General features: G+C 59.8%; 11 protein-coding genes and 1 pseudogene. 2 read left to right on the top strand and 10 right to left on the bottom strand.

The features are described 5' to 3' along the window. Positions 1-66 precede the first annotated feature (66 nt). From hutH to hutC, 8 genes are all read right to left on the bottom strand, one after another. Entirely contained in the window at positions 67-1,590 is a 1,524-nt protein-coding gene (gene hutH, locus ACP3TY_RS23665) for a histidine ammonia-lyase (RefSeq protein ID WP_426618616.1), read from the bottom strand. A 182-nt stretch (positions 1,591-1,772) separates the two neighbouring features. After that, positions 1,773-2,603 (bottom strand): quaternary amine ABC transporter ATP-binding protein, encoded by an 831-nt coding sequence (locus tag ACP3TY_RS23670; protein WP_426618617.1) that lies wholly within the window; start codon positions 2,601-2,603, stop codon positions 1,773-1,775. Further along, positions 2,600-3,451, bottom strand: coding sequence for an ABC transporter permease (locus ACP3TY_RS23675; protein ID WP_008080600.1), 852 nt, complete (start codon positions 3,449-3,451; stop codon positions 2,600-2,602). Before ACP3TY_RS23675 ends, ACP3TY_RS23670 begins: the two co-directional genes overlap by 4 nt. A gap of 83 nt (positions 3,452-3,534) precedes the next feature. After that, complete coding sequence (locus ACP3TY_RS23680) at positions 3,535-4,503, bottom strand: ABC transporter substrate-binding protein (RefSeq protein ID WP_053116616.1); 969 nt, start codon at positions 4,501-4,503, stop codon at positions 3,535-3,537. A 70-nt stretch (positions 4,504-4,573) separates the two neighbouring features. After that, complete coding sequence (locus ACP3TY_RS23685) at positions 4,574-6,046, bottom strand: purine-cytosine permease family protein (RefSeq protein WP_426618618.1); 1,473 nt, start codon at positions 6,044-6,046, stop codon at positions 4,574-4,576. Positions 6,047-6,168: 122 nt separating this feature from the next. Further along, the gene (gene hutU / locus ACP3TY_RS23690; RefSeq protein ID WP_162130775.1) at positions 6,169-7,836 is read right to left on the bottom strand and encodes a urocanate hydratase; all 1,668 of its coding nucleotides are present in this window, start codon (positions 7,834-7,836) and stop codon (positions 6,169-6,171) included. Between the two features lie 464 nt (positions 7,837-8,300). Further along, the gene (locus tag ACP3TY_RS23695; protein ID WP_426618619.1) at positions 8,301-8,870 is read right to left on the bottom strand and encodes a HutD/Ves family protein; all 570 of its coding nucleotides are present in this window, start codon (positions 8,868-8,870) and stop codon (positions 8,301-8,303) included. A 9-nt stretch (positions 8,871-8,879) separates the two neighbouring features. Then, complete coding sequence (gene hutC, locus ACP3TY_RS23700; RefSeq protein ID WP_163013658.1) at positions 8,880-9,590, bottom strand: histidine utilization repressor; 711 nt, start codon at positions 9,588-9,590, stop codon at positions 8,880-8,882. A gap of 146 nt (positions 9,591-9,736) precedes the next feature. On the opposite strand from hutC, the gene ACP3TY_RS23705 reads away from it, so the two are divergent. Then, positions 9,737-11,101, top strand: coding sequence for a formimidoylglutamate deiminase (locus ACP3TY_RS23705; protein ID WP_426618620.1), 1,365 nt, complete (start codon positions 9,737-9,739; stop codon positions 11,099-11,101). An 87-nt stretch (positions 11,102-11,188) separates the two neighbouring features. Here ACP3TY_RS23705 and ACP3TY_RS23710 read toward each other — a convergent pair whose 3' ends face one another. Next, a complete protein-coding gene (locus tag ACP3TY_RS23710) occupies positions 11,189-11,758 on the bottom strand; it encodes a lipocalin family protein (RefSeq protein WP_159811596.1) in 570 nt (189 codons plus the stop codon). Between the two features lie 30 nt (positions 11,759-11,788). Further along, entirely contained in the window at positions 11,789-12,043 is a 255-nt protein-coding gene (locus ACP3TY_RS23715) for a hypothetical protein (protein WP_053116610.1), read from the bottom strand. A gap of 294 nt (positions 12,044-12,337) precedes the next feature. Between ACP3TY_RS23715 and ACP3TY_RS23720 the strand changes: the two are divergent. Further along, positions 12,338-13,360 (top strand): annotated as a pseudogene (locus ACP3TY_RS23720) (HAMP domain-containing protein); the annotation flags it as partial. Between the last annotated feature and the right edge of the window lie 46 nt (positions 13,361-13,406).

Here is a 13,406-nt window from a genome sequence, read left to right on the forward strand (position 1 = left end):
TTCCGTTATCCGTCGCTTTCAGCCTTGTGGGCATCCGGCGCCTTGGCACGCTGGCAGGGTAGTTTTTCAATGCAAATTCGATAGAACGTTGTGCAGCAGATTCGGGTTTTTCAACACGCTCGCGGCGGCGGCAATATCCGGGGCGAGCCAGCGATCCTGATCGTAGGCCGGGACGGTTTCACGCAGCAGTCGCCAGGCGACATCGGTGCCGGTGCCGAAGCGTTGTTCCTTGAGGAATTCAAACGCCTGCGCCGCCAGCAGATATTCGATGGCGAGGATCTGCGTGCAGTTTTCCAGCGCGCGATGCAGCTTCAGCGCGGCGTTGGTGCCCATGCTCAAGTGGTCTTCCTGCAGGCCGGAAGTGATGTAGTTATCGAGCACCGCCGGTTGCGCCAATTGACGGTTTTCCGCGCATAACGACGCAGCGACGTACTGGACGATCATCATCCCGGAGTTCACCCCCGGATTGGCCACCAGAAATGCCGGCAAACCGCTGACGTGTGGGTTGACCAGACGATCGAGGCGACGCTCGGCGATCGAGCCGATTTCGGCCATGGCAATCGCCAGCAAATCCGCCGCCATCGCCACCGATTGGCCGTGCGGATTGGCTTGCGACATCACCCGGAAATTATCCGGCGTGCCGAGCAGCAACGGATTGTCGGTGCAGCCGTTGAGTTCGGCTTCGACCTGTTTGATCGCATGGTCGAGTTGATCACGCGCCGCGCCGTGTACTTGCGGGATAGAACGAATGCTCAGCGCATCCTGCGTACGAATGCCTTTGCTCGACGCAATCACTTCACTGCCATCGAGCAATGTGCGCAAATTGATTCCGACCTGCTGCATGCCCGGGTGCGGTTTCAACGCGATGATCTCGGCATCGAAGGCGTCGATCTGACCGCGCTGCGCTTCGAAACTCATCGCACCGATGACGTCGGCCCACTGCACCAGCCGCGTGGCATCGGCAATCGCCAGACAGCTGAGGCCGGTCATGCATGGCGTGCCATTGACCAGACACAAACCGTCCTTCGCGCCGAGCTGCACCGGTTGCAGGCCTTCTTCGGCCAACGCTTGTTGTGCGGAAATAATCTGCCCGCGATAGCTGACATTGCCGACGCCGAGCAGCGTGATACCGATGTGCGCCATGTGCGTCAGATAGCCGACTGAACCTTGCGACGGCACTTGTGGGGTGATGCCACGATTGAGCAGCGCCAGCAGCCCTTCGACGACCCGGCGATGCAGGCCGGATTTGCCGTGGCTGTAGTTGTGAATGGCGGCGCAGATGATCGCGCGGGTCTGCTCGTCGGGGAGTACCGGGCCGACGCCGCAGGCATGGCTGAGCAAGGTGTTGCGCGAGAGCTGGCTGAGTTGTTGGTCTTGCAGGGAAACGTTAGACAAACCGCCCAGACCGGTGTTGACGCCATAGGCGCGCTCGCCGCTGGCGACGATGCGCTGGACGATGGCTTGCGCATTTTCGATGCGCGCCCAGGTGTCGCTCGACAGCTCCAGTTGAGCGCCGTGACGGGCGACAGCAACCACGTCCTGCCAACGCAGAGGAGCGCCGGTGATAACGATTTTTTCAGCCTGGGACATCTAAAACCTCATACCAATTCTGTTGATGCAGATAACCCTGTGGCGAGGGGATTTATCCCCGATGGGCTGCGCAGCAGCCCCAAAACCTGCAGCCAGGATGTTTCAGGCATACCGCATGCAGTGTTTGGGGCGGCTTCGCCACCCATCGGGGATAAATCCCCTCGCCACAAGGACAATCCATTTCAGACCACCGCCGCACGCCGCTGCACAAACCGGTCAACATACTCATCCGCCGGCGAATGCAGAATCTCGCGTGGCGTGCCGACCTGAATCAACCGCCCATCCTTGAGAATCGCAATCCGGTTACCAATGCGCACCGCCTCATCAAGGTCGTGGGTGATAAACACGATGGTCTTGTGCAACGTCTTCTGCAGCTCGAGCAACTGATCCTGCATCTCGGCGCGGATCAGCGGATCCAGCGCACTGAACGCTTCGTCCATCAGGATGATGTCGGTGTCCGCCGCCAAGGCCCGGGCCAGACCAACACGCTGGCGCATGCCGCCGGAGAGTTGATGCGGGTATTTGTTTTCATAGCCCTTCAGGCCCACGGTGTTGATCCAGTGCAGCGCGCGCTCCGCGCACATTTGCTTGCTCTCGCCGCGCACCTTCAGGCCGTAGGCGACGTTATCCAGCACGCTCTTGTGCGGCAGCAGGCCGAAGCTCTGGAACACCATGCTGATCTTGTGCCGGCGGAATTCGCGCAGGGCTTCCATGTCGTATTGCAGGATGTCGACGCCGTCGACAAGGATCGCGCCGCTGGTGGGGTCGATCAGCCGGTTGAAGTGACGAACCAGAGTCGATTTACCGGAACCGGAGAGGCCCATGATCACGAAGATCTCGCCAGTGCCGATGCTCAACGACAGGTCGTTCACGCCGACCACGCAACCGGTTTCGCTCAACACCTGATCCTTGGTCTTGCCCTGACCGACCATGGCCAGCGCATCCTTGGCGCGGTTGCCGAAAATCTTGAAGACGTTTTTGACTTCGATCTTGCTCACGGTTGCGTTGCTCATTTGCTCACCTCATGCCGTGGCCGACCGTACGCCTGAGTAATGCGGTCGATGACCACTGCGAGAATCACGATCGCCAGACCGGCCTCAAGCCCGCGCCCGACGTTGAGGGTCTGAATCCCCACCAACACATCTTCACCCAGACCACGGGCGCCGATCATCGAGGCGATCACCACCATCGACAGGGCCATCATGGTGGTCTGGTTGATCCCGGCCATGATGCTCGGCAGGGCCAGCGGCAGTTGCACACCGAACAGTTGCTGCCAGCGGTTGGCGCCGAACGCGTTGATCGCTTCCATCACTTCGCCGTCAACCTGGCGGATGCCCAGATCGGTGAGGCGAATCAGCGGTGGCGCAGCATAGATAACGGTAGCGAAAATCGCCGGCACCTTGCCCAGGCCGAACAGCATCAGCACCGGAATCAGGTACACAAAACTTGGCATGGTTTGCATGATGTCGAGCAGCGGCATCAGCACCGAACGCAGGCGATTGCTACGCGCAGAAAGGATCCCCAGCGGGATGCCGATCAGCACCGAAATGATCGTCGCGACCATCATCAGCGCCAGCGTTTGCATGAGTTTGTCCCACAGGCCGACCGCGCCGACGAGGAACAACAAACCGACGATGACCGCAGTGGTCACCACTTTGCGCGTGGCGTGCCAGGCGATCACACCGACGATCGCCAGCATCAACCACCACGGCGCCGCACGCAGCATGCCTTCAAGGTTGACGATGGCCCACAGCAGGGTGTCGGAGATATGGCGGAACACATCGCCGTAGTTGGTGACCAGCGAATCGACCCAACCGTTGACCCAGTCGGCGATGGAAAAGGTAAAGCTCTCGGGAAACATAAGCGGCTCTCAATCAGAAATCTCAATCAAGCGTTTACGGCATATCTCCCGGCCTGCCTCGCGGTTAGCCGGGAGGTATCGACCTACAGCGCCGCGTCGATTTTCTTGGCTGCGTCGTCACTGACCCACGCATGCCAGACTTCAGGATGTTCCTTGAGGAAGATTTTCGCCAGTTTTGGCGACTCGATGCGTTCCTTGGCCATGCGACCCAGGTTCTGGTTCAGCAGGTCGATCGGCAGGTTGACCTTTTCCAGCACGGCGACCAGTTCCGGGGCTTCGTCGTGGAAGGTCTTGGACAGGCCGACCTTGATGCTCACGGACTTGTCGACGCCGGGTTTTTCTTCGAGTTTGACCAGGTCAACCTGGCCCATCAGCGGGGTTGGCGACCAGTAGTAGAACAGGATCGGCTCGCCACGCTTGTAGCTCGACAGCACTGCCGCATCCAGCGCCGGGCCGGTGCCTGGGCGGAAGTTGGTGTAGCTGTTTTCGAGGCCGTAGCTTTTCAGCATTTCGCTGTTGTCGAGTTCACAAGTCCAGCCGGCCGGGCAGTTGTAGAAACGGCCCTTGGACGGCTCTTCCTGATCCTTGAACACGGCGGCGTACTTGCCCAGATCGGCGATGTTTTTCAGATCCGGTGCTTTCGGTTCCAGCTTGCGCTTGGCGTCGCCTTCGATCACGTAGCGCGGCACGTACCAGCCTTCCACAGCGCCCACCACAGGTGCGCCGACACCGACGACCTTGCCGGCCTTCTCGGCCTTGTTCCAGACCTCGCTGCGGCCGACCCACTCTTCGGCGAACACTTGAATATCGTTGCTGCTCAGGGCGTTTTCCATGGTGATGGAATTGCCCGGCAGGCTGTCGACCTTGCAGTCGTAACCTTTCTCCAGAACCACTTGCAGGACGTCGGTCAGCAACATGCCGCTTTCCCAGTTCAGGCCGGCAAACTTCACCGGTTTGCCCGATTCGCACCAGCCCGCGGCCTGGGTCGCGCCGGCACTGGCCAGCAGGCCCATGGACAGCAATGTGGTCAGCAGGGTCTTGTTCGATTTCATTGTTGTGACGCTCCTAATCATGAATTGGCTTTCGGCAGTCAAGAGGCATCCAGCCCTGTCCACGTCCAAATCAGGCCTGCGCCGCAGCGCGTCCGGCCCCGCTTGTTTTAGGTTGTACAACGCTGTTCTGCTCGACCGGCAGAATCAGTTGATCGGGTACCGCGCTGTGCCATTTTTTCGCGCACACGTAGTAGACGACGGCCGGCAGCACCAGACCGATGATCCAGGAAATATCCACATCACCGAGGGCCGCCACCAGCGGGCCGGTGTAGAACTTGGTGGAGATGAACGGCAGTTGCACCAGCACACCGAACACATAAACGCTGATACCGAGCATGTTCCAGCGACCGTAGCGACCGTTCGGATCGGCCAGCGCCGGCACGTCATAACGCTCACGGGTGATGCAGTAGTAGTCGACCAGGTTGATCGCACTCCACGGAGTGAAGAACGCGAGCAGGAACAGGATGAAAGACTTGAACGCACCGAGGAACGAATGCTGACCGAGCAGCGCGATCAGGGTCGCCGCGCCAACGATCACCAGCACGAACACCAGACGCTGCATACGCGTAACAGTCAGGTGGCCTTTGAAACCACTGATGATGGTCGCGATGCACATGAAGCTGCCGTAGGAGTTCAGCGTCGAGATGGTCACCTTGCCGAATGCGATGCTGAAGTACAGCAGCGCAGCGGTGGCTCCGGTGCCGCCCAGGCCGACGATGTAGGCGACTTCGTGACCAGCGAATTGGCCGTTGGCCGAAGCCGCCGCGAACACGCCGAGGATCATCGCCACTTGCGCGCCGACCACTGAACCGGCACCGGCGGCAAAGAAGGTTTTCACCGCCGAGGTATTGCTCGGCAGGTAACGGGAATAGTCAGCCACGTATGGGCCGAACGCGATCTGCCAGGAGGCCGCGAGCGACACCGCGAGCAGGAAGCTGCTCCAGCTGAAATGACGGATTTGCAGGAGTGCGCCAACGTCGGTCTGGCTCATCAGACGCCAGAACAGGAAGACGAAAGCGATCACGCCAATGACGCTGGCGACACGGCCGATCCAGTGGATCACCCGATAGCCGAGCACCGTGACCACCACGATCACGCTGGCGAAAATCAGGATGCCGACGCTGTCGCTGACGTTAAACAACTGGCCCAACGCTTGACCGGAAAGTACGGTGCCGGTCGCGGTGAAACCCAGGTACATCAGGCACACCAGCACGATCGGGATCGCCGCACCATACACGCCAAACTGCACGCGGCTGGAGATCATCTGCGGCAAACCGAGTTTCGGCCCTTGCGCGGCATGCAGCGCCATCACGCCACCGCCGAGCAATTGACCGATCAACAGCCCGATCAACGACCAGAACACATCACCGCCCAACACCACGGCCAAGGCCCCGGTGACGATTGCGGTGATTTGCAGGTTGGCACCCATCCACAGAGTGAATTGGCTGAACAGACGACCGTGTCTTTCCGCTTCCGGGATGTAGTCGATCGAACGCCTTTCGATCAACGGTTTGTTGCTTGCACGATCGGTGGTGACAGCCATGATTCAACCTCTGTGGATTGTTAGATTCTCTGTAGGAGCTGCCGCAGGCTGCGATCTTTTGATCTTGAAAAACCAACATCAAAAGATCGCAGCCTGCGGCAGCTCCTACAGGGCTTTTGCATTTATTTACCGGTGATCATCGGCAAGTTCAGGCCCTGTTCCTTGGCGCAGTCGATGGCGATCTGGTAACCGGCATCGGCGTGGCGCATAACGCCTGTAGCCGGGTCGTTGTGCAGGACGCGCGCAATGCGCTCGGCCGCCTCGTCCGTTCCGTCGCAAACAATCACCATGCCCGAGTGCTGCGAGAAGCCCATGCCGACGCCGCCGCCGTGGTGCAGGGAAACCCAGGTCGCGCCGCTCGCGGTATTGAGCAGAGCGTTGAGCAGTGGCCAGTCGGACACAGCGTCGGAACCGTCCTGCATCGATTCGGTTTCACGGTTCGGGCTAGCCACCGAGCCAGAGTCGAGGTGGTCGCGACCGATGACGATCGGCGCCGACAGCTCACCGCTGCGCACCATCTCGTTGAAGGCCAGACCGAGCTTGGCGCGCAGGCCCAGGCCGACCCAGCAGATACGTGCCGGCAGACCCTGGAAGCTGATGCGCTCGCGGGCCATGTCCAGCCAGTTGTGCAGGTGCGCGTCGTCGGGGATCAGCTCTTTGACCTTGGCGTCGGTTTTGTAGATGTCTTGCGGATCGCCGGACAGTGCCGCCCAACGGAACGGGCCGATGCCACGGCAGAACAGCGGACGGATGTAAGCCGGTACGAAACCCGGGAAGTCGAACGCGTTTTCGACGCCTTCTTCCTGTGCCATCTGACGGATGTTGTTGCCGTAGTCGAAGGTCGGAATGCCTTGCTTCTGAAATTCCAGCATCGCTTTAACGTGCACGGCCATCGACTGCTTGGCGGCTTTGATCACAGCGGCCGGCTCGGTCTTGGCGCGGGCGCGGTATTCGTCCCAGGTCCAGCCGGCAGGCAGGTAACCGTTGAGCGGGTCGTGGGCGCTGGTCTGGTCGGTGACCATGTCCGGGCGCACGCCGCGCTTGACCAGTTCCGGCAGAATTTCTGCGGCGTTACCCAGCAGCGCGATGGAGATCGCTTTGCCTTCTTTGGTGTATTTGTCGATGCGTGCCAGGGCGTCGTCGAGGTCTTTGGCTTGCTCGTCGACGTAGCGGCTTTTCAGGCGGAAATCGATGCTGACTTGCTGGCATTCGATGTTCAGCGAGCAAGCGCCGGCCAGGGTTGCCGCCAGCGGTTGTGCGCCGCCCATGCCACCCAAACCGGCGGTCAACACCCACTTGCCGGTGAGGTTGTCGTTGTAGTGCTGGCGACCGGCTTCAACGAAGGTTTCGTAGGTGCCTTGAACGATGCCCTGGCTGCCGATGTAGATCCAGCTGCCGGCGGTCATCTGGCCATACATGGCCAAGCCTTTGGCGTCGAGTTCGTTGAAGTGCTCCCAGCTCGCCCAGTGCGGGACGAGGTTGGAGTTGGCGATCAGTACGCGCGGGGCGTTGCTGTGGGTCTTGAATACGCCGACCGGCTTGCCGGATTGCACCAGCAGGGTCTCGTCGTCATTCAGGTTGGTCAGGCTCTCGACGATTTTGTCGTAGCACTCCCAGTTACGCGCAGCGCGACCGATACCACCGTAAACCACCAACTCTTTCGGGTTCTCGGCGACTTCCGGGTCGAGGTTGTTCATCAGCATGCGCAGCGGCGCTTCGGTCAGCCAGCTCTTGGCGGTCAGCTTGTTGCCGCGGGCGGCACGGATTTCGACATCGCGAAACTTAGTCATTTTGTTATCAGTCACGAAAGAGACTCCTCAGCGATCAATTCAAACCAACCCTGGCAGTGGGCAAGCAGCCTGTGCGCTTCGCTGCGCGACAAGCGAATCAGTGGACGCTGCGGAGAGTCTCGAACGACTCATACGCATACGTCTTTACTTGTACATACAAGCATATGCAATCAAGCGGCCAACTTGTTGGAGGGCTGTTCAAGAAAAACCGCGGACACGGCTGGAGGGCGCCTGAATCAAGGGTTCTGGCGTGGATGAAATATTTCGAGGGTATTGATGGAGGGGGTTGGAGATTGTTACGAAAGCGAGGTTTTGCGCCACGCTGGGGCAATCGGTAACAAGTTGGTGCGTGGGTTGGGAACATCCCAAAAGCAAAAGATCGCAGCCTTCGGCAGCTCCTACAGTGGGATTGAGGTACACCCTGTAGGAGCTGCCGAAGGCTGCGATCTTTTAAGATTTTTGAATCAGCGCGCCGTCAGCTCAATGACACAGCAAGCGGCATTGGTGGTGACTTCAACCAGTCCGGCGTTACCGTCCAGTTGCAGGCAATCATGGCGACCGAGTTGCGACGCGGAATGACCAACCTGCACTTCCAGCAACTCACTGACACTGAACACCAGCACCGTCCCCGCCGAGCTGAAAAACCGCTGTTCACCGTCCAGCCACTGCAACCGAGCGCTGTACCGCTGCGGCGCGTAGATCAGGTTGAAGTCGCGAATCGCACCGCCGAGCAGCGTGCAGGAAACCTGGCTTTCACCGCTGAAGGCAAACGGGTCGAGCGGTAACAGCGGCCGCGTATCGTCGCCATCGACGCACAGAACCATGCCGTCACCTTGCAACACGGTGATCACCCGCTGATAGCTAGCGAACGTCGAAAAACCACCGGACTCGGCGATGTCGGCAATCGACAGGCGCCAGCCGAAACCATCCAGCCCGGCACCGGCATCACGGGTTATTTCCTCAGTGCTGCCGCCGCCGTTTTTCCACGGCATGCGCGGGTAGCCTTCCGCGCGTAAAACCTTCACTTCACTCATTTATGCTCTCTATTTATGAAACCGACCTTCCAGACGATGACGAGAACCCGGGTGAATCAATCGCGCCGCCGTCACCGGCTGACGCCCCGACCACGTGCGGCGACGGATCAGCAAGCAAGGCTCACCCTTTTCAATCTGCAGCAATTTGCATTCGGACGGCTCGGCCAGAATCGCTTCAACCACATGCTCGCCTTCGGTCAGCGGCGCGACTTGGTTCAGATACGCGTAAGGCGTTTGCAGGGTGAAGTCCTGCTTGAGGTATTCCGGCGCGACCAGCGCGTTGACGAAACGGTCTTCGATTTGCACCGGAATGTCGTTTTCGTAATGCACGATCAGCGAGTGAAAGACCTTCTGCCCTTCGCGCATGTCCAGCGCCAGCGCGCGTTCGGAACCGGCGGCCTCTTCTTCGAGGGTGATCACCTGGCAGGTGTGGCGATGGCCACGGGAAGCGATTTCGTCGGCGATGTTGTGCACTTCGAACAGCGCGGACTGGCTCTTCGGTTCGGCGACAAACGTGCCGACGCCTTGCATGCGCACCAACAGACCGTCGGCGGTCATCTCGCGCAGGGCGCGGTTGATGGTCATGCGGCTGAAACCCAGTTGATTGACCAGTTCGCTTTCGGACGGCACGCGGTAGTGCGGCGGCCAGTTTCCGCTGTCGATCTGCTGGGTGATCATCTGTTTGACGCGGGCGTACAAGGGCGCCGGACTGTCGCCCATGTTCGCGGCCAACGGGGAGACTGGAGGCGGAGTCGGCACGGTTGATCCCTGTTCTTTGGATGAAAGTGGCTAGCTTGCCGGAGTTTACCGGGCAGGCAAACGTCTGTATATGTATATACAAATAACACACGATGGGGTGCTGAACCATGTCCGCCTTCTTTGCCGAACGCGCGCTGCTGCCTAACGGATGGGCCAACAATGTACGTCTTGAGGTCAGCGCCGAGGGCCTGCTGACCCAAATCCAGGCCGATTCCACCGCAGATGGCGCCGAGCGACTAAGCGGGCCGTTGTTGCCGGGGATGCCCAATCTGCACTCGCATGCTTTCCAGCGGGCGATGGCGGGGCTGGCTGAAGTGGCCGGCAATCCGAATGACAGTTTCTGGACCTGGCGCGATCTGATGTATCGCCTCGTCGGAAAAATCAGCCCGGATCAGCTCGGCGTGATCGCCCGTCAGCTGTACATCGAAATGCTCAAGGCCGGTTACACCTCGGTCGCCGAATTCCACTATGTGCACCACGACAGCAATGGTCAGCCGTACGCCGATCCGGCTGAACTGGCGTTGCGTATCAGTCAGGCGGCGAGTGAAAGCGGCATCGGTCTGACCTTGCTGCCGGTGCTCTACAGCCACTCCGGTTTTGGCGGCCAGACGCCGAATGATGGTCAGCGTCGGTTTATCAACAGCACCGAAAATTACCTGAATCTGCAGTCGCGTTTGCAGCCAATGTTGGCGCAGCAAAAGGCGCAGTCGCTGGGTCTGTGCTTCCACTCATTGCGCGCGGTGACGCCGCAGCAGATCAGCGAAGTGTTGGCGGCCAGCAACAAGCAATGCCCGATTCACATTCACATCGCCGAACAGCAGAAAGAAGTCGATGACTGCCTGAGCTGGAGCGGTCGGCGTCCGCTGCAATGGCTGTACGAGAATGCCGAAGTCGATCAGCGCTGGTGTCTGGTGCATGCCACTCACGCCAATCCGGAAGAGGTCACGCTGATGGCCAAGAGTCGCGCCATCGCCGGGCTGTGCCTGACCACTGAAGCCAACCTGGGCGACGGAATTTTCCCGGCGGTGGATTTCCTCGCGCAGGGCGGGCGCATGGGCATCGGTTCCGACAGCCATGTCTCGCTGAGTGTGGTGGAAGAATTGCGTTGGCTGGAATACGGCCAGCGTCTGCGTGATCAGCGGCGTAACCGTTTGTATGGCGCGGATCAGCCGATGGTCGGGCGCACGTTGTATGACGCGGCGCTGGATGGTGGTGCGCAGGCGTTGGGGCAACCGATTGGTGCGCTGGAGGTTGGCAAACGTGCCGACTGGATTGTGCTCGATGGCAACGATCCGTATCTGGCGACGGCGAGCGGAGACGGGATTTTGAATCGCTGGTTGTTTGCCGGAGGGGATCGGCAGGTGCGTGATGTTTTGGTCAATGGCCAGTGGGTTGTGCGCGATGGCCGGCATGCCGGGGAAGAGGACAGCGCCCGCGCGTTCACCCAAGTCTTGCGCGACCTTCTCGGCTAGAAAAGCAAAAGATCGCAGCCTTCGGCAGCTCCTACAGGGTGAACACTTTCCCTTGTAGGAGCTGCCGAAGGCTGCGATCTTTCGCTCTTAATTAGAAGTCTTGGCCATCTGCCGATCCGACGCTCGCCAGATCAATCGCGTGGTGTCATAGCCCTGCTGACGCGCCTTGCTCAGCAGTTCTTCACGCACCACACCGTTAACGGTCGGCGTGCGCGACAACAGCCACATGTACTTGCGACTCGGGTCGCCGACGATGGCGGTCTTGTAGTCATCGCTGACGTACAGCACCCAGTATTCGCCTTTCGCCACACCCGGTATCAGACGCGAGAACCAGGTATCGAACTCGACCCACAATTTGTCGGTCTTGCCCGGCACTTGTGGATAAGCCGTGCCCTTCACTTCTTCCCACTGCCATTGCGGGGTCAGGCAACGATTGAGCACCGCGACGTTGCCGTCAGGCTTGAGGGTGTAATGCGCTTCGGATTGCGCGCAGTCGCGCTGGAAGTACATCGGCAAACGCGCCAGCTCATACCAGGTCCCTTGATAACGCTTGAGATTGACGCTGTTGACGGTCTTCGGCGCCAACGGATCTACGCCGGAAGTGGCGCAGCCGGCCAGTACCAGGCCGGCAAAAAGGACAAGCAATAACCGCTTCATTTTTCTTCTCCGTGGGCGCGAGGCCCCGGTTTACTTCAGGCCTTGGCCGGAAAACATCAGCACTTTGTCACCGGCGTACTGCACGCTGATAAAGCTGTTTTTGTCGCCCCAGGTGCAACTGGACATGCCGAGCGCGCCCGAGCAATCAGTCGGTTTGCCCAACAAGGTCTCCACTTCGGTCTTGGCCATGCCGGCCGAGAGCTTCGAGTAGTTTTCCTGATTGATCTTGCCGCAGGCGGCCAACAGCACGCAGAACGACAAAAGGGCGATAGATCGCAGCGACATGGTGTAACTCCTGGAACGGAAGGGGGATGGCATGGGGCCAACCAGAAGCTTAGAAGAGAAAAGTGGTGTCTGGTTCCCTCCCGAGGCGCCTATTTATTGCTCCGCTCGTCTGGCTTTTGCCGATAAATCAGACACTTTGTCGCGCTTTTGAGCATTTCGTCGCAATTCGCAAAAAAGGCCTAATCTTTGGCGCGGCCCGGTCGAAACAAGAGCAGCGCAAAGCCTCCCTGTGTGGCAAATTGCCGCCCTTTCTTGATCAGCCCCTTCGCGGTAGCTCATTCGATGACCAGAAACATGAAATTCAGCCACAAGATTTTGTTGGCTGCCGCCCTCGTGGTGGCCGTTGCGTTCGCCTGTTTCATTTTCTTCAACGACTATCGACAGCGCGAAGCGCTGAGCAGCAGCACCGAAGCGTCGATGCAGGAACTGGGCAGCCTGACCACCAGCAACATCCAGACCTGGCTGGAAAGCCGCATTCAATTGCTGCAATCGCTGTCGCAGCAAGTTGTTGTCGACGGCAACGCCCCGGCCAGCCTCAAACGCATCATCGACCTGCCCGCCTACACCGGCAATTTTCAGCTCAGCTACTTCGGTGGTGCCGACGGCGTGATGTTCTCCGTGCCGGCCGGCAACCGCGCGCCGGATTACGACCCGCGCGCACGCGGCTGGTATAAAGCGGCGAACAGCGCGCAACAAACCATCGTCACCGAACCGTACATCGCCGCCTCCTCGGGCAAACTGGTGATCACCGTCGCCACCCCGGTGCAGCGTCAGGGCCAGATGCTCGGCGTTGCCGGTGCCGACATCGACCTGACCAGCGTCAGCGCGATCATCAACTCGCTGAACTTCGGCGGCCATGGCCACGCGTTCATCGTCAGTGCCGACGGCAAGATCCTGATTCACCCGGACAGCAAACTGGTGCTCAAGACCCTCGCCGAGGCCTACCCGAACGGTGCGCCGAAAGTCACTCCGGGCCTGAAGGAAGTCGAGTTCGACGGCAAGACCCAGTTGATCTCTTTCACCCACGTTAACGGTGTGCCATCTGCCGACTGGTACGTGGCGCTGGTGCTCGATAAAGACACCGCGTTCGCCATGCTCAGCGAATTCCGCACCTCGGCACTGATCGCTATGGTCATCGCCGTAGTGATCATCATCGCCCTGCTCGGCATGCTCATCCGCGTGTTGATGCAGCCGCTGCTGACCATGGGCCGCGCCATGCATGACATTGCCGAAGGTGAAGGCGATCTGACCAAACGTCTGGTGATCCACGGCAACGATGAATTCGGCGCGCTGGGCACTTCGTTCAACCGTTTTGTTGAGCGCATCCACACCTCGATCCGCGAAGTGTCCTCGGCTACCGGCC

Source organism: Pseudomonas rustica, from assembly GCF_049959085.1.
In the GTDB taxonomy this organism is placed as follows: Bacteria; Pseudomonadota; Gammaproteobacteria; order Pseudomonadales; family Pseudomonadaceae; genus Aquipseudomonas; species Aquipseudomonas rustica.

Bases quoted from the DNA above. Each gene is read 5' to 3' on its own strand.
- hutH (WP_426618616.1), bottom strand. From the start codon at position 1,590: ATGTCCCAGGCTGAAAAAATCGTTATCACCGGCGCTCCTCTGCGTTGG.
- ACP3TY_RS23670 (WP_426618617.1), bottom strand. From the start codon at position 2,603: ATGAGCAACGCAACCGTGAGCAAGATCGAAGTCAAAAACGTCTTCAAG.
- ACP3TY_RS23675 (WP_008080600.1), bottom strand. From the start codon at position 3,451: ATGTTTCCCGAGAGCTTTACCTTTTCCATCGCCGACTGGGTCAACGGT.
- ACP3TY_RS23680 (WP_053116616.1), bottom strand. From the start codon at position 4,503: ATGAAATCGAACAAGACCCTGCTGACCACATTGCTGTCCATGGGCCTG.
- ACP3TY_RS23685 (WP_426618618.1), bottom strand. From the start codon at position 6,046: ATGGCTGTCACCACCGATCGTGCAAGCAACAAACCGTTGATCGAAAGG.
- hutU (WP_162130775.1), bottom strand. From the start codon at position 7,836: ATGACTAAGTTTCGCGATGTCGAAATCCGTGCCGCCCGCGGCAACAAG.
- ACP3TY_RS23695 (WP_426618619.1), bottom strand. From the start codon at position 8,870: ATGAGTGAAGTGAAGGTTTTACGCGCGGAAGGCTACCCGCGCATGCCG.
- hutC (WP_163013658.1), bottom strand. From the start codon at position 9,590: ATGGGCGACAGTCCGGCGCCCTTGTACGCCCGCGTCAAACAGATGATC.
- ACP3TY_RS23705 (WP_426618620.1), top strand. From the start codon at position 9,737: ATGTCCGCCTTCTTTGCCGAACGCGCGCTGCTGCCTAACGGATGGGCC.
- ACP3TY_RS23710 (WP_159811596.1), bottom strand. From the start codon at position 11,758: ATGAAGCGGTTATTGCTTGTCCTTTTTGCCGGCCTGGTACTGGCCGGC.
- ACP3TY_RS23715 (WP_053116610.1), bottom strand. From the start codon at position 12,043: ATGTCGCTGCGATCTATCGCCCTTTTGTCGTTCTGCGTGCTGTTGGCC.